This window comes from Pasteurella oralis (assembly GCF_042681465.1).
GTDB classification, from domain to species: Bacteria; Pseudomonadota; Gammaproteobacteria; order Enterobacterales; family Pasteurellaceae; genus Pasteurella; species Pasteurella oralis.
Map to the genome: position 1 here is coordinate 118,234 of NZ_JBHUFP010000004.1, position 20,053 is coordinate 138,286.

Below are 20,053 nucleotides of genomic sequence, written 5' to 3' on the forward strand. Positions count from 1 at the left end.
TTTGTAATTAACTTGAAAATAAGGAATTAAAAATGGGTTTAGAAAATGTACCAGCAGGTAAAGAATTACCAGATGATATCTATGTTGTAATTGAAATTCCGGCGAATTCAGATCCGATTAAATATGAAGTCGATAAAGAAAGTGGTTCATTATTTGTTGACCGTTTTATGGCAACAGCAATGTTTTATCCTGCAAACTATGGCTATGTAAACCATACGCTTTCTTCTGATGGTGACCCTGTGGATGTATTAGTTCCAACACCATATCCATTACAGCCAGGTTCAGTGATTCGTTGCCGTCCTGTCGGTGTGTTAAAAATGACTGATGAAGCAGGCGGTGATGCTAAAGTTGTTGCTGTGCCACATAGCAAATTAACCAAAGAGTATGATCATATTAAAGATGTGAATGATCTACCAGCCTTGCTAAAAGCACAAATTCAGCACTTTTTTGAAAGTTATAAAGCCTTAGAAGCTGGTAAATGGGTGAAAGTTGAAGGCTGGGAAGGTGTCGAAGCTGCACGTAAGGAGATTTTAGATTCATTTGAGCGTGCGAAAAAATAAAATTTTTGTTTTAATACCGCTTGAAAGAGCGGTATTTTTTCTCTGAGTGATAATCTTGAGTGAGGGATGTATGACTAAATTGATGAAAAGAATGTTATTGGTTTCTTCTGTGGCTCTGTTACTAAATGCTTGTGCTGATTCTGCCAGTATTAATGAGCAATCAGCTTCTTCTTATTTACAAGCAGTAAATAAAGCACGTAGTGAAGGAGTATTAGATACGACATCGGTAACAGCGAAACGTATTCATACTGTTTTTAATAAAATGGTGCCTTATGCTAATGCAGAAAATAAGACAGGACAGCCTTTTAATTGGCAAATTAGCGTCATCAAATCAAAAGAGCTAAATGCATGGGCAATGCCTGGCGGTAAAATGGCATTTTATACGGGGCTAGTGGATAACTTAAAGTTAACTAATGATGAAATAGCAACCGTAATGGGGCATGAAATGGCACATGCTTTAAAAGAGCATGGTAAGAAAAGAGTGAACATGGGACAGTTTACGAATGTGCTAGCACAAGTCAGCCATACTGCCTTGTCAACTGTGATTGGTTCTGATGGTAGTGCTTTAGTTGTCACTTTAACTAAAGATTGGGCATTAGATAAACCTTATTCACGTAGTAATGAAACGGAAGCGGATGAAGTTGGCTTAATGTTAATGGCGAAATCAGGCTTTAACCCAGAAGCCGCACCAAAACTGTGGGAAAAAATGCAAAAGGCTGCTTCAGGTTCAAAAGGGGTATTAGCTGCTTTATCTTCTACTCACCCGAACGATGCTGATCGCCAGCAAAACTTGTTACGTTTAATGCCTGAAGCTGTCGCGATTTATCAGCAATCTAAACATTAATTATCTTAAATATCAATAATTGTAAAATGGGGTTAAAGCTTGACGCTTTAGCCCCTTGTTCGTTAGTTGAAAAGCAAAGGATATTCAGTGATGATCAATAAGAGAAGAAATGAGTTGGAAGTGATGTGGCTTATAAGGGGCTATTAGCGTGCTGCAATAAAAAGTGCGGTAATTTTTACCGCACTTTTTTATTTCCTTTCTATTAATTGGTTATTTTGAAACTCACTGGAACGCTCACATCATTTGCCATGCCTACTGGAAGTGGCCCAATTGGACGAGCATTATTTACTGCAGTGATGGCTGCATTGTCCAGTTCTTCAACACCTGATGATTTTGCAATGTGTGCGTTACTAATTGCACCAGTATTGCTGATATGGAACGACACAGTTACAACGCCTTGTTTACGCATCATTTTTGCTCGGTTTGGATAACGCTTATGTTTTTCAATTTCACGGCGTAAAGCAGAACGATAAGCATTAATTTCATTGGTATTCGTCCCTTTCCCAACTAAATTAGGGTTAGTACTCGTTACATTACCGGTTGTCGTTGCCTGTTGATTGATCGAAGAATCAGAATTAATTTCACGATCCGATTTTGGTAAATCTTTTCGTTCTTTCTTCGGCTTTTTGGGCTTATCCTTAGGTTTTTCCTTCGGCTTTTCTTTTGGCTTTTCAGGTTCCTTCGGTTTTTCTGGCTCTTTCACCTTTTCTGGTTCTTTTGGTGGCTCAGGTTTTACTGTTGGGTCTGCTACTTCTTCTTTTGGCTGCTCAGGTTCTACTACAGGTTCTGGCGTAGGTTCAGGCTCTGGCTCTGGTTCGTTTAATATAGTCGCCGCTAGCATTTCCATTGAAATATGCGTACTGACGATGTCTGCAGCAAAGCCATTTGCACTTTCATCATCTTTTTGTACAGACCAATATAAGAACGCAACAAAACTCACGTGAAATAGCAAAGAAAAAGCAAACCCGACAAATGAGCGATTTTTTTGTATCATTGAGTTGCCTTTTCTTTCACAGTAACAATAGCAACATTACGAATTTCATTTTTTGCCATCATATCAGTAATGGAAACAAAATCTTGGAAAGTAGATTTAGCATCGACTTTCAGGGTCACTTTTTGATCTTTTGGCCAAGTACTGATTTCTTGCTCTAAAGCTTCAGCAGTAATTGGTTTGTCATTAAAAAAGATCTCGCCTGCTTCTGTCACAGTGAGTAGCTTAGCTAAGTCATCAGATTTAAAGGCAACAGTAGTACTTGCTTTAGGTACATTGACTTGAATTTTACCCTGCGAAATAAATGAGGCTGTAATTAATACAATTGCCAGCAGTACCAACATAATGTCGATAAAAGGAATAATGTTGATTTCATCAAACTTTTTCACGTTATCACCTATGCTTGTTTTGCTTTTTTCTCATTTAAGGCAAACCATTTCAAACGGTTGACTTCGATTTTTCGACCTAACCCGTTATAGAAAACCATTGATGGGATCGCAACTAAGATACCGACTGCCGTCGCTTTGAGCGCTAAAGATAAGTGTACCATGATTGAAGCTGCATCAATTTCGCCGCCAGAATGACCTAATTCAAAGAAAGTTAATAAGATACCAATAACAGTACCTAATAAACCAACATAAGGTGCATTTGAACCGATAATAGAGATCGCAGTGAGGTTACGCTGTAAATCAATGTCCAGTTCATGCACATTATCATAATTTGCTACATTTACTTTGCTTAAGAAAATAAAACGTTCCACAACTAGCCATACCATAATAAAACTCATCAAAGCAAGTAAACCAAGAATGATATAGTCGATATAGTTTTGTAAAAATTGAAACAACTGTGGCATAAAAAGAGTCCTTTAATTTGCAGCGAAAAATAAGTTTTGCATTATACGCTATTGAGAATTAATTTCAATTGCAAAATTCTAGCAAAAGGCATGCTAGAGGTAAACAAAAAAGACGATAGATTTTTGTACAGATAAAGGAGGATATTGAGGTAGATCAAAAGGTATTTGTACAGCATAAAAAGGCGATGATATTGATTTCATCGCCAGTAAAAGAGGATTAAAGTTTAACAACTTGTGCTTGTTTTATCATATTATCACCTACTTCTAAAATGGTGATTTGTAAGCCATTAATTTCACATACTGTGCCTTCTTCTGGGATCTCTTCTAAATGTTCAAGGATTAGACCATTAAAGGTGCGAGCCTCTTCAGTATCTAGATTCCAATCGAATAGTTTATTTAAGTCACGTAAATTCGTTGAACCTTCAATGATCATTGAGCCATCAGATTGTGGGATAACTTCTTCTTCAATAGAAGGCGCTGTTGAAGTTGTAAATTCGCCTACAATTTCTTCCAAAATATCTTCTAAAGTAACTAATCCTTTGATATCGCCATACTCATCAACGACTAAACCAATACGCTCTTTATTATGGCGAAAGTTTAATAGTTGAGCATTTAATGCGGTACCTTCAGGAATGAAATAGACTTCATCGGCTGCTCTAATTAATGTTTCTTTGCTAAACTCGTTTTTGTCTAACATTAAACGATAAGCCTCACGAACACGTAACATACCAAGAATATTTTCATCCATGCTGCCTTTATATAACACGACACGACCATGTGCTGCATGATTAAGTTGGCGCATAATGGCTCTCCAGTCATCGTCAATATCGATACCGCCAATATCATTACGCGGTACCATGATATCATCCACAGTGACTTGCTCGAGATCTAAGATAGAAAGCAACATTTCTTGGTGAGCAGATGGAATAAATTTACCAGATTCATTAACGATAGCACGTAGTTCTTCTGGGCTTAATGAAGGAGATTTATTATCCGATTTTAAACGTAGTAATGCCAAAATGCCTTGAATGATTAAATTCATTAAGTACACCAATGGTGTAAATAGGCGTAAGAAAATCGCAAGCAAATGGCTTGAAGTAAAGGCGACTCTCTCTGGATAACGCGCAGCAATTGTTTTCGGTAAAATTTCAGCAAAAATCAGCATAACAAAAGTGAGCGCTCCCGTTGCAATAGCCACACCTGCATCACCATATAGGCGCATACCAATGATAGTTGTAATTGCTGAGGCTGTAATATTGACTAAGTTATTACAAATTAAGATCAGACTGAGTAGTACATCTGTTTTTTTCAACAATTTTTCTGCTTTTTTGGCACCGCTATGACCTTTCTCAGCAAGATGACGAAGACGATAGCGACTGGCTGAGAGTAGGCCTGTTTCTGAACCTGAAAAATAAGCCGAGATGATTAATAAAATGATAAGCGCAATAAATAAGGTACTGAGGGGAATACTGTCCAAAATGCATCCTTTTGTGAGTTAATCAAAAATTGAAAAGTGCGGTCATTTTTATTTGTTTAGACCGCACTTTTACTGTGTATAAGGATAAATAAATATTGTTTATATTTCAAGCATTACACGACTACCAAAATAAGCAATACTGAGTAATATCATACCTGAAATTGCACAAGTGACCATTTTCTTGCCACGCCAATGCAATCGCCAGTGCCCAATTAATCCAAACGCAAAGACTAACCAAGCAAGAAACGAAAAGACTGCTTTTTGGATATCTTGTAAGGCAAAGTCTTTGGCTAAGTGGAAAGAGCCAGAGATAAGGACAATAGTGAGCAATATTTCACCTGTCAGCATTAGGCGGAAAAAATGGCGTTCAACGGTCATTAAAGGCGGAATCATTGGTGAAAATGCTAGTTTTTTGTTTTTTAAGCTGTGATCAATCCAAAGTAATTGAATAGAATAAAGAGCGCTCATAAAGCAAATGGAATAAGTGAATAATGACAAGCCAACATGGAAGAAAAGTGCAATATTTTGGCTCAAATGGTACATGAATTGAGTTGGGAGTAATGTGCTTAAAATGAGATTGATGATAGTAAAAGAGTAGATAATTGGTAATAAAAACCACAATGTACGTACATGAAAAAGAAGTGCAAAAGTGGCGAGTGATGCGGTAATGACACTAATTAGTGAGCTGATCTCCATGACAGTAAAATTTTGTCCGCTAGTTAAATGCGTAAAAAGCGGCGTTAAGTTAGCAAAATGGAGTATGATTGCTAAAAGTGCGGTCGTAAAAAAGAGAATTTTATTAGGTTTCGATGCTGGCTCACCTGCTTGAATTTTTAATAGCATAGGCGTAATAAGCAATACACTAGCAAGATAGAAAAGCATTGAAAGAATTGCAAACCACATAGAGACTTCCTTATATCAATAATTGATTTATTCTAGCTTTCTCAGCGTTAAATCGCTATTAATTTATTTCAAAGGGTGAAAATCTATCGGATTTCAGTATAATTAACACAATTTTTTGTTGTGTAACTAGGGATAATTCATGTTTGAGAATTTATCAGAACGTCTTTCTAAAACTTTACGTAATATTAGTGGGCGTGGTCGTTTAACTGAAGACAATATTAAAGACACCCTACGTGAAGTGCGTATGGCATTATTAGAAGCAGATGTTGCCTTACCTGTAGTACGTGATTTTATTAATAAAGTAAAAGAACGCGCGATTGGTGTTGAAGTGAATAAGAGCCTCACGCCAGGTCAAGAGTTTGTCAAAATCGTACAGGCTGAACTTGAAATAGCAATGGGTGAAGCCAATGAAAGTTTAAATCTTGCGACACAGCCACCAGCTGTTATTTTAATGGCAGGTTTACAAGGGGCGGGGAAAACTACTAGTGTTGGTAAGCTGGCTAAATTTTTAAAAGAGCGTTACAAGAAAAAAGTATTAGTAGTGTCCGCTGACGTTTATCGTCCTGCTGCGATTAAGCAATTAGAAACGCTTGCACAAACAGTTGGTGCGGATTTTTTTCCATCGAATGTAAGCCAAAATCCTGTTGCGATTGCTCAAGCTGCTTTAGCTGAGGCGAAACTCAAATTTTATGATGTATTGATTGTGGATACAGCAGGTCGTTTACACGTTGATAGCGAGATGATGGATGAAATTAAGCAAATCCATACCGCACTTAATCCAATCGAAACGCTATTTACTGTGGATGCAATGACTGGGCAGGATGCTGCGAATACAGCGAAAGCCTTTAATGAAGCATTACCTTTAACTGGGATAGTATTAACTAAGGTAGATGGTGATGCGCGTGGTGGTGCAGCGTTATCTATTCGACAGATTACAGGTAAACCAATTAAATTTTTAGGGGTTGGTGAGAAAACCGACGCATTGGAACCTTTCCATCCAGAACGTGTTGCTTCACGAATTTTGGGTATGGGTGATGTGTTATCTTTGATTGAAGATTTGGAACGTTCGGTAGATCGTGAAAAAGCTGAAAAAATGGCACAGAAATTCAAGAAAGGTGACAATTTCACACTGGAAGATTTTCGTGAACAACTCATTGAAATGAAAAAAATGGGCGGCATGATGTCAATGTTAGACAAGTTGCCTGGTGCGAAAAATTTACCAGATCATGTTAGAAATCAAGTTGATGATAAGATGTTCAATAAGATGGAAGCAATCATTAATTCAATGACATTTAAAGAGCGTGCTAATCCAGAGATTATTAAAGGTTCACGTCGTCGTCGTATTGCGATGGGATCGGGTACTCAAGTACAAGATGTCAATAAACTATTGAAACAATTTGATGAAATGCAACGTATGATGAAAAAAATGCGTAAAGGTGGTATGGCGAAAATGATGCGTGGCATGCAAGGTATGATGGGGGGACTTGGTGGTTTAGGCGGAATGTTTAGACGTTAAGTTCGATCCTGTTTTATTAAAGAGAAAAAAGTGCGGTCAAAATTTTGGAAATTTTAACCGCACTTTTTGTTTTAGTGTTTAATTACTCTTCTTCAATTTTGGCAATTGCACCTTTGATTGTCAGCGTCACTTCTGTTGAAATCACTTGATTTAGAATTTCGATAATTTCACTGAGTTTTTCAGTATTTGCAATACCTTCATCATTGAAATAACCTTCTTGTTTGAGGCTAGCAATAAATGCGGAGAATACTGCTTTATCAAAAAATTCTGGCGCATTAATACCATGCAATACAGAGAGACGTTGTGCTACTGATTGGCTATCTTTTTCTAAACTTGCACGTGGCGTAGTTGGATCTTTTTCTAAAATACTGACCGTGATGTAATAACGTTGTAAGATTTCACGTACACCAGAAGACCAAAGTTGTAACATTCTGACTCGTGATTTATTAATAGACAGCATATTAGCATTACATTTAATCACCTCTTGGCGTTCAAATTCAGCGATTATCTGGTCAACACGCTCTTGTAGTGCTTCTTGTGAGAAAGACAAGAATAATTCGCTTCTCAAGAATGGATAAATTTTACTAACAGCATCGTGGACTAATGGTTTTTGGATTGCTTCATAATGCAACACGATACTGGCTACTAATGATGGCAACACAAACAAATGTTGAATGTTATTACGGTAATATGTCATTAACACTGCCGCGTTACGTTCTAAACGGATAATTTCACCAAAATTATCTTTTTCCACAATCAGCCCTACTCGCTCTAGTTTGAGGATGTGTTCTAGCATCGTTTCAGGCGAATCACTTGGTACGACAATATCTTGTGAATAAGGCACATTTTGTAGAAATTGCTGGTAACTTTCTAACTGTTCTAAGAGCTGTTCACGTGATAGTGCACGTTGGCGCGAAGATAATAATGCAGTTCCAGTTAAGTTCATTGCATTAACTGCTGCAGCATTATTAATATTGACCATGACTTGATGCGATACGCTGTCTACTGCGTGGTTAAACCACTGTGGACGTTCTTCATTATTAATATTTTCTTTCCATTCAGGATAATGGCTGTTTAGGAAATTACTTAACGTGATTGGCTCACCAAAGTTCACGTAAGCTTTACCTAAGTTACGTAATTTTTTTATAACACGTAACACTAATCCTGCATTTTCTTTTTCTTTTGCTGCACCACGTAATTCTTTTGCATACGTATCAACCTCTAATACGTGTTCATAACCTACATAAACTGGCACTACAGAAATTGGGCGAGTTTGGCGTTGCAGAAGAGCTTGTAATGTCATTGACATCATACCTGTTTTAGGCGCAAGTAAACGACCAGTACGTGAGCGGCCACCTTCGATAAAATATTCGACAGGATAGCCACGATGGAAAAGCTCTGCCAAATATTCACGGAAAATTGTGGAATATAGGCGATTACCTTTGAAAGTACGGCGAATGAAGAATGCGCCTCCACGGCGGAACATGCCCCCCACAGGCCAGAAGTTGAGATTAATACCTGCGGCAATATGTGGTGGTACTAAACCTTGATGGTAAAGTAAGTAAGAAAGTAATAAATAATCAATATGGCTACGATGACAAGGCACATAGACAATCTCATGTCCATCGAGTGCTAGTTTGCGGACGCGATCGGCATTTTGTACATCAATACCTTGATACAACTTATTCCATAACCAGCGTAAAAAGCGATCGGCTACGCGTAAACCTTCATAATTTACGTTGGCTGCAATTTCATTCAGAATTTTTTTCGCTTCTTCTGTTGCTTTTTCTTCGCTAATGTTTTTTGATTTTGCTTCATCTTTTATAGCATCTAAAATAGTGGGCAATTCAAGTAGTTTATTGAACATTGCTTGACGGTTAGGTAAGCGTGGTCCTGTTGCTGAAATACGTTGTTTAGAAAAATGCATTTTGGCAACACGAGCTAATTTATGTGCAATCGCTTCATCAGAACCATGTTCATTAACCATATAGCGTAAAGAGACAGCTTGAGAGAAACGAACAAAGGTATCACGACCAAACCAAATGGCAGCAATGACTTTTTGAATACCACTTAATAAACGTAATTGTGGTAAACCTGATTTGCTTTCATGACCCGGTGAACGTCCCCATAACACCGAGCCAGGAATGAGCTGTACATCAAGCGTAGGCAAAGTGCGGTGTAATTCTAAGTATTTGTTAAATACATTGATCGTTTCTTGTTTTGCCCCTTTTGATTTAAAAAAGCGACGTCCCTCATCTAAAAAGACAAAACGAGGTAAGGTTTGATTTTCGATTTCATTTTTTTCAAAAGGATCGGGCAAGCCAACACTGAGGCAGTTTTTGCGGAAAATAACTAAATCAGTCTGCGATGTGTAGGGCAAAACATAAACGACTGGCTGAGTTGTATCAAGTTTCAATTCTTCAATAGGATTGTGTGGAATTGGATTGTTTTTTACTAAAAAGGATAAAGGCAATTCCAATACTTTGCGGTACATATTTAGAAAACTAAACATAGTGAATTTCCGTTTTTTATAGGTTTATTAGAAAAATTTACGTTAGTTTACCATAAAAATTAAAAAGCGTGAGTCGTTGAATAAAAGAACTGCATATACTTTTTTGTATAAAAAATAGTTAGCCTTAAGAAGTCAAATCTAAGTCGGGACAGAAGCATTAAGTGGCAAAAATCAAGTCGATGGCATAATAGTCGTGAGATTGAGAGTATCCTATTGTCATAATAGTGAATTTGTGATGGATAGCGCTACGGTTGGCAACATAATATGGATAAAATAAACAGCTTATTGCTGATTCAATAACAGTCCATCGTCATTTGGTCTAATGATTCCGCTTTTTTGCTTGGATAAAATGGGGAGAGATATTTAATCAATCAGAAACTATATGTATTGTTTATATGGTTAATATATTACAAAAGTAATAGAAATTGATAATCGAAGAATTAAATTTCAAGCATTTGATAATGGTTTTTTAACGCTATATGATTATCTTACTTATGATATAGCTGAGTGACTAATTCATGTCTAAGTATTATTCACTGAATAATTGTCTTAATAAAAAGAAGAAAAGATTGCAATATTAGTATATCTGTATATAATGACAGTTATTCTGTATATAAAAACAGGGGTGATTTATGAAGCCATTTAAAGCACTGACAGCACGTCAGCAAGAAGTATATGATTTTCTAAAACGTCATTTAGAAACTACTGGTATGCCACCGACTCGTGCGGAAATTTCGAAAGAACTTGGTTTTCGTTCACCTAATGCAGCTGAAGAGCATTTAAAAGCCCTTGCAAGGAAGGGGGTAATTGAAATTCTTTCTGGTACGTCACGTGGTATTCGGTTGTTGTTTGAAGATGAAGCCGTCAGTAATGAGAATGATGGATTGCCATTAGTCGGACGAGTAGCGGCTGGGGAGCCTATTTTGGCAGAACAACATATTGAAGGAACTTACAAAGTTGATGCCAATATGTTTAAACCACAAGCTGATTTTTTATTGAAAGTTTATGGACAATCAATGAAAGATATCGGCATCTTAGATGGTGATTTACTCGCAGTTCATAGTACAAAAGATGTACGTAATGGTCAGGTAGTTGTCGCACGTATTGAAGATGAAGTGACAGTAAAACGTTTGGAACGTAAAGGTTCGGTTATTTATCTTCATGCTGAAAATGAGGAATTTGAACCCATTGTTGTTGATTTGAATCAACAACCCAATTTTGAAATTGAGGGCATTGCAGTTGGCATTATTCGCAACAATGCGTGGATGTAAATTTAGGCTATTTATTAAGAGAACCGCAATCAAAAGTGCGGTTCTTTTTTATGTGATTTAGCGAGTGTAAAAAGAGTAAAATTTTTAAAAAACAGACCGCACTTTATCTTGCAAAACCCCTAATTATCTGTATAATTCACCACCTTACAGCTACATTGAATTTTCGTTCCTTGCTTCTGCAGATTGGTAGCTGGTCTAACAGTCAGAGGCTGATTAACCCGTAAGGAGCAGTAATGCGACACTACGAAATCGTGTTTATGGTTCATCCGGACCAAAGCGAACAAGTACCAGGCATGATTGAACGTTACACAGGTTCTGTAAAAGAAGCTGGCGGTCAAATTCATCGCTTAGAAGATTGGGGTCGTCGCCAATTAGCGTACCCAATCAATAAATTACACAAAGCACATTATGTGTTAATGAATGTAGAAGCGCCTCAAGAAGTCATCGACGAGCTAGAAACAACTTTCCGTTACAACGACGCAGTTCTTCGTAACGTAATCATTCGTACTAAGCACGCCGTAACAGAAGCGTCCCCAATGGTTAAAGCAAAAGACGATCGTAAAGCTTTAGCTGAAGTTGAAAACAACGATTTTGAGGATGCTGAAGAGTAATTTAAAAATTGATAATCGTTTTTCCTTGATGGGTCAAGTTGCCAGTCAATTAAAACGAACAAAAAGCCCTAATGGAATTGCGCATTGCCAATTTTTGTTAGAACACCGTTCTATACAGCAAGAGGCAGGATTAAGCCGGCAGGCTTGGTGTAAAATGCCAATTCAAGTGAGTGGTAATCAATTAATAGAAAAAACTCAAAGCATTACGGTCGGCAGTCAGCTTTTGGTGGTGGGTTTCGTTAGCTCACATAAGACCGCAAATGGTTTAAGCCAATTAGTATTACATGCCGAGCAAATCGAATTTATAGATTAGGAGACTAGCCAAATGGCACGTTATTTCCGTCGTCGTAAGTTCTGCCGTTTTACAGCGGAAAATGTAGTTGAAATCGATTATAAAGATGTTGCTACATTAAAGAACTATATCACAGAGAGCGGCAAAATTGTTCCAAGCCGTATTACCGGTACTCGTGCGAAGTATCAACGTCAATTAGCTCGTGCTATTAAACGTGCACGTTATTTAGCGTTACTTCCGTACACTGACAATCATCAGTAATTAAAGAGAGGATACGGTAATGCAAGTAATTCTTTTAGATAAAGTAGCTCACCTTGGTAACATTGGTGATCAAGTAAACGTTAAATCAGGTTTTGCACGTAACTTCTTAATCCCACAGGGTAAAGCAGTGATGGCAACTAAAGCTAACATTGAATATTTCGAAGCGCGTCGCGCAGAATTAGAAGCGAAAGCAGCTGAAGTTTTAGCTGTAGCAAAAGCTCGTGCAGCAAAATTAGCAGAACTAGGTTCTGTAACTATCGCATCTAAAGCTGGTGATGAAGGTCGTTTATTCGGTTCTATCACTACTCGTGATGTTGCTGAAGCAGTAACAGCAGCGGGTGTTGAAGTGGCTAAAAGTGAAGTTCGTTTATCAACTGGTCCACTCCGTACTTTAGGTGAACACGACGTTAAGTTCCAACTTCATGGCGAAGTATTTGCAACAGTTAACGTTATCGTTGTTGCTGAATAATTTTCTGAAGTAAAAATTAAAAACCCAGCGTTTGCTGGGTTTTTTTATTTTACGTTTAATAAAAAATTATTTAATTTTTAGCATGAAGAAAATAAAATACCAACTCTGTGTGGCTATGATCTAATACCATTATTTTATGTAGTGGAGAAATTTTTAGTAAAAAAGTGATTAAATTATTCATGATGTCTATTTATAAAAATATATTTTATTCTACCTGACTCAGTAAATAAAGAATCTCAATAACGCAAGGTTAAAAATACACTTTATTACAATTAATATTTTTGACAGCGAGTAGTTAATAGCTTACCTGTTGTAGAATAATCACGAGCAGGATAAGTAAATATGTTTGTACCACTTTGCTCATGCCATTTTAATGTTCTTTTATCATTAACATAGAGTGTACCTGATTCAGTAGAAATCTTATTAATATAAGTGACATAATTATCCTTACCATCGCTAAATGCGATGCTTACTCGACCATTGTTTCTATATTTTATAGAGCCTTTATAGCCATTTTCACAACGAAATTTGCTAAATTGACCTGGTTCATCTTCTATTAAAGTACCAATTTCAACGTCAGTCAGGCTAAGGCAACCTGCTACTGAACAAGCTAATATGATAGAAATAGATTTTTTAAAGATATACATAATAGTAACTTCCTAATTTAGCGTAAATTTAGCTCTCTTATAGAGAGCTTCAGTGATAATGAAATTGAATAGTCTTTTTTATCTATGCGTAATACATTTCAAATTCCACAGGATGGGGCGTCATATTTAAACGTTCTACTTCTTTACGTTTAATAGCGATGAAAGCGTCAATGAACTCTTTAGTGAATACATTTCCTTTCGTTAAAAATTCATAATCTTTTGCTAATGCGCTGAGAGCATCTTCTAATGATGTGGCAACCGCAGGGATGTTTTGTAATTCCTCAGGCGGTAAATCATACAGATTTTTGTCCATGGCATCGCCTGGATGAAGTTTATTCGTAATCCCATCTAATCCAGCCATTAGAAGCGAGGCAAAAGCAAGATATGGGTTTGCTAGTGCATCAGGGAAACGTGCTTCAATACGAATCGCTTTCGGGTTTGTGACTGCGGGGATACGAATTGAAGCCGTACGGTTGCTTGCAGAATAAGCTAATAAGACAGGAGCTTCAAAACCAGGGATTAAACGTTTATAAGAATTAGTGGTTGGATTAGTAAAAGCATTTAATGCTTTAGCATGTTTGATGATACCACCGATAAAATACAGTGCAGTTTCTGATAAACCTGCATATTTATCTCCTTGGAAGACATTTTTACCCGCTTTACTTAATGAAATGTTGCAATGCATTCCAGAACCATTATCACCTGTAATGGGTTTAGGCATGAAACAAGCAGTTTTGCCGTGCTCATAGGCAACATTTTGTACAGCATATTTATAAATTTGGGTTTCATCCGCTTTCTTTGTTAAGGTATTAAATTTCGTGGCAATCTCATTTTGACCAGCGGTAGCGACTTCATGATGATGAGCTTCAATGACTAATCCCATTTCTTCTAAAATAAGACACATTTCAGAACGGATATCATGTGAGCTGTCAATAGGGGCAACGGCACAATATCCGCCTTTTTTTAATGGACGGTAGCCGTTGTTACCATCTTCATAGCGTTTATTACTATTCCAACTTGCTTCGATATCATCAACTGAATAAGCATTACTATTCATCGAAACATCAAAACGCACATCGTCAAATAGGAAAAATTCAGGTTCAGGACCTACGAATGCCTCATCTGCAATTCCTGTTGAGCGCATATAATTTTCTGCGCGGATAGCAATTGAACGAGGATCACGATCATAGCTTTGCATGGTTGTTGGCTCATAGATACTACAGCGAAGAGAAAGGGTTGGAATTTGAGCGAAAGGGTCAACGACGGCAGTTTCAGGTATTGGCATTAATAACATATCGGCTTTATTAATTGCTTTCCAACCTTCTACTGAAGAGCCGTCAAACATTTTTCCATCTTCAAATAAATCTTCGTCAACTAGACTTATTGGCAAGGAAACACCGTGTTCTTTGCCTTTAATATCTGTGAAGCGAAGTAGGACAAATTTGATATCGTATTCTTCAATTAACTTGAATACATTGGCGATGGCAGTTGTGTTTGGCATATAATGAGTCCTTAGATTTGGAGTAGTATTTGGAATTAATGAATATAATAAAACTTATAGTATAAATCTAGTTTTAATTCGAGTTTTTATCACATGTATGTTACTCTTAAAATATATGTAACGTATAGTATGGGAGAATGATATGGACGGGGTTGAAAGGAGCCGAGAATGTAAGAGTGTTGTGGTTGCTGGTAATGGTGCTAGTTTAACTCAAGTTGATTACAGTTTATTACCTGTGAACTATGATGTTTTTCGTTGTAATCAATTTTATTTTGAGGATCATTACTTTTTAGGTAAAAAGATTAAAGCTGCTTTTTTTACTCCAGGAGTAATTTTAGAGCAATACTATACTTTATATCATTTGAGAAAGAATAATGAATATTCTGTTGATAAAATTGTATTGTCCTCTTTTAATCATCCGACTGTAGATTTAAGCAAAAGTGAAAATATAAAAAAGTTATTCATAGATGTGATTAACGGGTATGAAGAATATTTATCTAAATTATCGGATTTTGATATTTATCTCCGTTATAAAGAATTATATGAAAGTCAGAGAATTACATCGGGTATTTATATGTGCGCTGTTGCTATAGCAATGGGTTATACTGATATTTATTTAACAGGTATTGATTTTTATGAGAGTAATAGCAAAAGTTATGCTTTTGAACCTAAAAAAACTAACATAATTAGCTTGTTACCTGATTTTAAAAACATTTCTAGTAAATTTCATTATCATAATAAAGATGCCGATCTTGAAGCACTATATTTTTTACAGAAAAATTATGGTGTTAATTTTTATTCTATTTCACCTGGTAGCTTATTATATGAACATTTCCCAACCTCTACTAAGAATATATCTAGTCAAACTAATTTAATTCCAGTTAAAAAAGAAAATTATATAAATGATATATTATTGCCTCCTGACTTTGTATATGAAAAATTAGGATTTGTGAACTCTAAAAAAGAACGATTAAATGCAAATCTTATATTTCGGATAATCAAAGATTTCATAAAGTTGCCAAGTGCAATTAAGCATTATTTAAGAGAAAAATAGTAGTTTTTTAATGACTAGAGAAGGGGCATATTGTATAATCTTGCCCCTTTCGCACATTTTTTAGCTAGAAGTGCGGTCAGAAAAAGAACTTTTCATATTTTCAATACATAAGATTTTTCTCAATGACAGATAAAATAGATATCAATAAATTGCGTAATATCGCAATTATCGCTCACGTTGACCATGGTAAAACCACCCTTGTTGACAAACTTTTACAACAATCAGGCACGTTAGATGCATCACGTAATGATGGTGATGAGCGTGTCATGGATTCTAATGACATCGAAAAAGAACGTGGTATCACGATTTTAGCCAAAAATACAGCAATTAACTGGAATGATTATCGTATTAATATCGTTGATACACCGGGACATGCGGATTTTGGTGGTGAAGTAGAACGTGTAATGTCAATGGTAGACTGTGTGCTATTAATTGTAGATGCTTTTGATGGTCCAATGCCACAGACGCGTTTTGTGACGCAAAAAGCTTTTGCTCATGGTTTAAAACCAATTGTGGTTATTAATAAAGTTGACCGTCCCGGTGCGCGTCCTGATTGGGTAGTTGATCAAGTTTTTGATCTGTTTGTTAACTTAGGTGCAACGGATGAGCAGCTAGATTTTCCAATTATTTATGCTTCGGCGTTAAATGGTGTCGCTGGTTTAGAGCATGATCAGTTGGCATCTGATATGACACCATTATTTGAAGCAATCGTAAAATATGTAGAACCGCCAAAAGTAGAACTTGAACAACCTTTCCAAATGCAAATTTCACAGCTTGATTATAATAATTATGTTGGTGTCATTGGTATTGGGCGTATTAAACGTGGTTCAGTGAAACCGAACCAAACAGTGACAATTATTGATACTGAAAGTAAAGCACGTACAGGAAAAATTGGTCAAGTATTAGGTCATTTAGGCTTACAGCGTTATGAAACTGAGCGTGCTTATGCTGGTGATATTATTGCATTAACGGGATTAGGCGAATTAAACATTTCTGATACGATTTGTGATATCAATAATGTAGAAGCATTGCCTGCATTAAGTGTGGATGAACCAACGGTCACTATGTTCTTCTGTGTAAATACTTCACCGTTCTGTGGTAAAGAAGGTAAATATGTGACTTCTCGCCAAATTCTTGAGCGCTTAAATAAAGAGTTAGTACATAACGTAGCATTACGTGTTGAAGAAACGCCAGATCCAGATGCGTTCCGTGTATCTGGTCGCGGTGAATTACACCTTTCAGTATTAATTGAGAATATGCGCCGTGAAGGCTATGAGCTTGCTGTATCGCGTCCACGTGTGATCTATAAAGAAATAGATGGTCGTAAACAAGAGCCATTTGAACAAGTAACGATTGATATTGAAGAACAACATCAAGGTGCAGTCATGGAAGCTTTAGGTATTCGTAAAGGTGAAGTCCGTGATATGGTGCCAGATGGTAAAGGTCGTACTCGTTTAGAATATGTTATTCCAAGTCGTGGTTTAATTGGGTTCCGTGGTGAATTTATGACCATGACTTCAGGTACAGGTTTGTTATATTCAAGCTTTAGTCACTATGATGATGTCAAAGCAGGCGAAATTGGTCAGCGTAAAAATGGTGTTCTTATTTCGAATGCAACAGGTAAAGCACTTGCCTATGCGCTATTTGGTTTACAAGAGCGTGGTAAATTGATGATTGATCACGGTACTGAAGTGTACGAGGGACAAATCATTGGTATTCATAGTCGTTCAAATGACTTAACCGTAAACTGTTTACAAGGTAAAAAACTAACCAATATGCGTGCTTCTGGTAAAGATGAAGCTTTAGTATTAGTGCCACCAGTCCGTTTCAGTTTAGAACAAGCAATTGAGTTTATTGATGATGATGAATTAGTTGAAGTTACACCAAGTTCGATTCGTATTCGTAAAAAATTATTAACAGAAGTGGATCGTAAACGTGCAAGTCGTACTACAACGAGCACCAGTACTTACTAATTTAAAATTTTGCCAACGTTGACCGTACTATTAAGTGCGGTCTTTTTTTGTAAAATTTTAACCTTTTGCTACTTGAATGGTCTTTTTGATGTGCTTTAAGTTCGCCACAATAGTAAAAGTCATCACAACTAACAATGCCCAAGCACTCCATTTACTGACATGCACTATTGACCACGCACCGATTTGATTTGGATAGCGCCAGATACCTATAAAAGTGCCTAGATTTTCAGCAAGCCAAATAAAGAAGCCAATTAACATAAACGCAAGCAGGAGTGGCATTTTGCGAGGTTTATCATAAGGGGTGAAATATACAGTTGTCCTTTTGCATATAATCCTAAGGCAAAAGCGGCTAAATACCAGCGATAATCCCCAATATAATGGTGTGTGAAAAAGTTAAGATAAATGAGAAGTGCAGTTAGGGTAGATAAAAAGTAAGGGGGATGGCTTTCTATCTTGAGATCAAATAAGCGCCAAGCTTGAATGATATAGCTACCAACAGCAGCATACATAAAGCCTGTAAATAAGGGTACACCAAATACTTTGCTGTAAGCAAAATCAGGATAGGACCAAGATTGAATGCTACTTGAGGTTTTAAAAAGTTCTAGTATAAAACCGATAAAGTGAAACAAAGTAATGGATTTGATTTCATCTACTGTTTCAAATTTTGTATAAAACATAATGAGTTGCACAAGAATAGCGAAAATCAGCAATACATCATAACGTGGCAAACCAAGTAGCCCTGATTTTGGTGTGATAAACATGGCGATAAAAAATAATCCTGCAAATAGGCAAGCGCGTATTTCTTTTAAGCCAAAAAATAAAAATTCAATATTAAAGCGTTTGATGCCTGTAAGATGGGGTGCGGGGAGTTGTTGAGTTAACCAGCGATCAATTTTATTTAACATTCTTATCTCAATTTGAAGTAGAGTTTATCGATATTATAAAAGAGAAAATTCATAAGTAGCGATTTTTTGAATAAAAAACACTCAATTGAGTAATTGTTAAGCTTTTCTTAATATTTCTATTGTTTAATACAACCATCAAAAGGCAATAAGCCATTTGAATACTCACTCAACTTACTTTTATTTATATAGGAATGTATTATGAAAAAATTAATCGCATTAGTTTCCGTATTAGCTGTATCAAGCGCTGCTGTTGCACAAGGTGGGTTTGCACCTAAGCATGATGGTAAACAAGGGAGAGGTGGCTTTTATGATGGTTCGACTGTCGTAAAAACAGCAAAAGAGGCTTTAAATTCAGCAGATAAAACACCTGTTACGATTGAAGGCCACATTATCAAACAAATTGATGATGATGAATTTGTGTTTCGCGATATCGCAGGTACTGAAGTCCAAATTGATGTAAGCAAGCGTGCTTGGCGAGGTCAAACGATCCAACCAACAGATAAAATTACCATTCAAGGATATGTTGATAAAGAGTGGAATAGAACTGAAATCGATGTGAAAAATATTTCTAAATAATTTGCTCGGTGCAGTCAGCTTTTGCTAAGTATGACTGCACTTTGATTTACAACGATACTGTAACTTCTTCAATATTTAAGACTATCACTTCATTTAAGCTATTTTCTTGCATTTTCCAACGAACATTAAATTCATGTAATCGAATACCATAGATGCGATCTGACAACTTCTTTTGTTGGTAAGCAGGACGCGGATCTTGTGCAATAACTTCAGTAATAAAACGTTGAAAGTGCGGTCGATTTTTTTCAATTTTTTGTAGTGTATTTTGTGCTTGTTCACTGAAAGTGACGTGTAATTGGTGTATAGGTTTATCTTGGGCAAAACCAGATTTGGCGTTGGGCTGATTATCTGCATAAGCAAGATAGGGTTTGATATCAAAAATAGGTGTGCCATCAACTAAATCAATTGCACCTAAATGCAGTAGTACTTTACCGTGTTGACATTCGATATGGCGTAATTCAACTTTTGATAAGCCGAGTGGATTAGGACGATAGGTGGAACGTGAGGCAAAAACACCAATACGTTGATTACCTCCTAATCTAGGCGGACGAACGGTTGGACTCCACTTACCTGTTGGTACTTTATTAAATTGAAAAATTATCCATAGATGGCTAAATTGTGCTAATCCTCTCACACATTCAGGTTGGTTATAAGGGGGGAGTAATTCGATAATTCCAGTACCATCTTGTACTAAATCAGGTTGGCGTGGCACAGAAAATTTTTCTTTATAGGGGCTATGTACGATTGCAATAGGGGTCAAAGTAAGAGATAAGCCAGACATATTTTCCTTAATATTATGATTTCGTGTAGAATAAGGGCAAATTATGACTATTTTAC

20 protein-coding genes and 1 pseudogene are annotated in these 20,053 nt (G+C 36.6%); 11 read left to right on the forward strand and 10 right to left on the reverse strand.

Translation table 11 applies throughout. The features are described from left to right. Nucleotides 1-32 precede the first annotated feature (32 nt). Together ppa and ACFSAV_RS02310 are read left to right on the forward strand one after the other, a co-directional pair. On the forward strand, nucleotides 33-560 hold the full coding sequence (gene ppa / locus ACFSAV_RS02305; RefSeq protein ID WP_379095747.1) for an inorganic diphosphatase: 528 nt from the start codon (nucleotides 33-35) through the stop codon (nucleotides 558-560). A 70-nt stretch (nucleotides 561-630) separates the two neighbouring features. After that, the gene (locus tag ACFSAV_RS02310) at nucleotides 631-1,404 is read left to right on the forward strand and encodes a M48 family metallopeptidase (RefSeq protein ID WP_379095750.1); all 774 of its coding nucleotides are present in this window, start codon (nucleotides 631-633) and stop codon (nucleotides 1,402-1,404) included. A 202-nt stretch (nucleotides 1,405-1,606) separates the two neighbouring features. Here the strand turns inward: ACFSAV_RS02310 and ACFSAV_RS02315 are convergent, their stop codons facing one another. The 5 genes from ACFSAV_RS02315 to ACFSAV_RS02335 all read right to left on the reverse strand — a co-directional run bounded on the left by ACFSAV_RS02315 (nucleotide 1,607) and on the right by ACFSAV_RS02335 (nucleotide 5,628). Beyond that, nucleotides 1,607-2,398: an energy transducer TonB family protein gene (locus ACFSAV_RS02315; RefSeq protein WP_379095753.1), complete on the reverse strand. Its 792-nt coding sequence runs from the start codon at nucleotides 2,396-2,398 to the stop codon at nucleotides 1,607-1,609. After that, complete coding sequence (gene exbD / locus ACFSAV_RS02320; RefSeq protein ID WP_101774476.1) at nucleotides 2,395-2,784, reverse strand: TonB system transport protein ExbD; 390 nt, start codon at nucleotides 2,782-2,784, stop codon at nucleotides 2,395-2,397. Before exbD ends, ACFSAV_RS02315 begins: the two co-directional genes overlap by 4 nt. A gap of 8 nt (nucleotides 2,785-2,792) precedes the next feature. Then, nucleotides 2,793-3,248, reverse strand: a complete 456-nt coding sequence (exbB, locus tag ACFSAV_RS02325; RefSeq protein WP_101774477.1) for a TonB-system energizer ExbB — start codon at nucleotides 3,246-3,248, stop codon at nucleotides 2,793-2,795. 217 nt (nucleotides 3,249-3,465) lie between these two features. Further along, entirely contained in the window at nucleotides 3,466-4,725 is a 1,260-nt protein-coding gene (locus ACFSAV_RS02330) for an HlyC/CorC family transporter (protein WP_101774478.1), read from the reverse strand. Nucleotides 4,726-4,824: 99 nt separating this feature from the next. Next, the gene (locus ACFSAV_RS02335) at nucleotides 4,825-5,628 is read right to left on the reverse strand and encodes a cytochrome C assembly family protein (protein ID WP_101774479.1); all 804 of its coding nucleotides are present in this window, start codon (nucleotides 5,626-5,628) and stop codon (nucleotides 4,825-4,827) included. Between the two features lie 139 nt (nucleotides 5,629-5,767). Between ACFSAV_RS02335 and ffh the strand changes: the two genes are divergently transcribed. Beyond that, nucleotides 5,768-7,144, forward strand: a complete 1,377-nt coding sequence (gene ffh, locus ACFSAV_RS02340) for a signal recognition particle protein (RefSeq protein WP_379095758.1) — start codon at nucleotides 5,768-5,770, stop codon at nucleotides 7,142-7,144. 82 nt (nucleotides 7,145-7,226) lie between these two features. Here ffh and plsB read toward each other — a convergent pair whose 3' ends face one another. Beyond that, nucleotides 7,227-9,656, reverse strand: a complete 2,430-nt coding sequence (plsB, locus tag ACFSAV_RS02345; protein WP_101774481.1) for a glycerol-3-phosphate 1-O-acyltransferase PlsB — start codon at nucleotides 9,654-9,656, stop codon at nucleotides 7,227-7,229. Between the two features lie 632 nt (nucleotides 9,657-10,288). Between plsB and lexA the strand changes: the two genes are divergently transcribed. The 5 genes from lexA to rplI all read left to right on the forward strand — a co-directional run bounded on the left by lexA (nucleotide 10,289) and on the right by rplI (nucleotide 12,560). Further along, a complete protein-coding gene (lexA, locus tag ACFSAV_RS02350; RefSeq protein WP_379095761.1) occupies nucleotides 10,289-10,927 on the forward strand; it encodes a transcriptional repressor LexA in 639 nt (212 codons plus the stop codon). A gap of 233 nt (nucleotides 10,928-11,160) precedes the next feature. Next, nucleotides 11,161-11,538, forward strand: a complete 378-nt coding sequence (gene rpsF / locus ACFSAV_RS02355) for a 30S ribosomal protein S6 (protein ID WP_046339564.1) — start codon at nucleotides 11,161-11,163, stop codon at nucleotides 11,536-11,538. Beyond that, the gene (gene priB / locus ACFSAV_RS02360; protein ID WP_379095764.1) at nucleotides 11,525-11,851 is read left to right on the forward strand and encodes a primosomal replication protein N; all 327 of its coding nucleotides are present in this window, start codon (nucleotides 11,525-11,527) and stop codon (nucleotides 11,849-11,851) included. The genes rpsF and priB overlap by 14 nt, the downstream gene beginning before the upstream one ends. A gap of 12 nt (nucleotides 11,852-11,863) precedes the next feature. Next, entirely contained in the window at nucleotides 11,864-12,091 is a 228-nt protein-coding gene (gene rpsR, locus ACFSAV_RS02365; RefSeq protein WP_005717555.1) for a 30S ribosomal protein S18, read from the forward strand. A gap of 19 nt (nucleotides 12,092-12,110) precedes the next feature. Continuing rightward, nucleotides 12,111-12,560 carry a 50S ribosomal protein L9 gene (gene rplI, locus ACFSAV_RS02370; protein WP_379095767.1) on the forward strand — a complete coding sequence of 150 codons (450 nt, stop codon included), beginning with the start codon at nucleotides 12,111-12,113 and terminating at the stop codon, nucleotides 12,558-12,560. Between the two features lie 272 nt (nucleotides 12,561-12,832). Here the strand turns inward: rplI and ACFSAV_RS02375 are convergent, their stop codons facing one another. After that, entirely contained in the window at nucleotides 12,833-13,207 is a 375-nt protein-coding gene (locus ACFSAV_RS02375) for a hypothetical protein (RefSeq protein WP_101774485.1), read from the reverse strand. 82 nt (nucleotides 13,208-13,289) lie between these two features. Beyond that, nucleotides 13,290-14,708: a type I glutamate--ammonia ligase gene (glnA, locus tag ACFSAV_RS02380; protein WP_379095771.1), complete on the reverse strand. Its 1,419-nt coding sequence runs from the start codon at nucleotides 14,706-14,708 to the stop codon at nucleotides 13,290-13,292. A gap of 142 nt (nucleotides 14,709-14,850) precedes the next feature. Between glnA and ACFSAV_RS02385 the strand changes: the two genes are divergently transcribed. Next, nucleotides 14,851-15,762 carry an alpha-2,3-sialyltransferase gene (locus tag ACFSAV_RS02385; RefSeq protein WP_379095774.1) on the forward strand — a complete coding sequence of 304 codons (912 nt, stop codon included), beginning with the start codon at nucleotides 14,851-14,853 and terminating at the stop codon, nucleotides 15,760-15,762. Nucleotides 15,763-15,884: 122 nt separating this feature from the next. Beyond that, nucleotides 15,885-17,735: a translational GTPase TypA gene (gene typA, locus ACFSAV_RS02390; RefSeq protein ID WP_379095777.1), complete on the forward strand. Its 1,851-nt coding sequence runs from the start codon at nucleotides 15,885-15,887 to the stop codon at nucleotides 17,733-17,735. 57 nt (nucleotides 17,736-17,792) lie between these two features. Here typA and ACFSAV_RS02395 read toward each other — a convergent pair. Further along, nucleotides 17,793-18,640: pseudogene (locus tag ACFSAV_RS02395) on the reverse strand (DUF817 domain-containing protein). 198 nt (nucleotides 18,641-18,838) lie between these two features. On the opposite strand from ACFSAV_RS02395, the gene ACFSAV_RS02400 reads away from it, so the two are divergent. Then, complete coding sequence (locus tag ACFSAV_RS02400; protein WP_101774490.1) at nucleotides 18,839-19,216, forward strand: YgiW/YdeI family stress tolerance OB fold protein; 378 nt, start codon at nucleotides 18,839-18,841, stop codon at nucleotides 19,214-19,216. Nucleotides 19,217-19,262: 46 nt separating this feature from the next. Here the strand turns inward: ACFSAV_RS02400 and tsaA are convergent, their stop codons facing one another. Next, nucleotides 19,263-19,997 (reverse strand): tRNA (N6-threonylcarbamoyladenosine(37)-N6)-methyltransferase TrmO, encoded by a 735-nt coding sequence (gene tsaA, locus ACFSAV_RS02405; protein ID WP_379095780.1) that lies wholly within the window; start codon nucleotides 19,995-19,997, stop codon nucleotides 19,263-19,265. Nucleotides 19,998-20,053 lie beyond the last annotated feature (56 nt).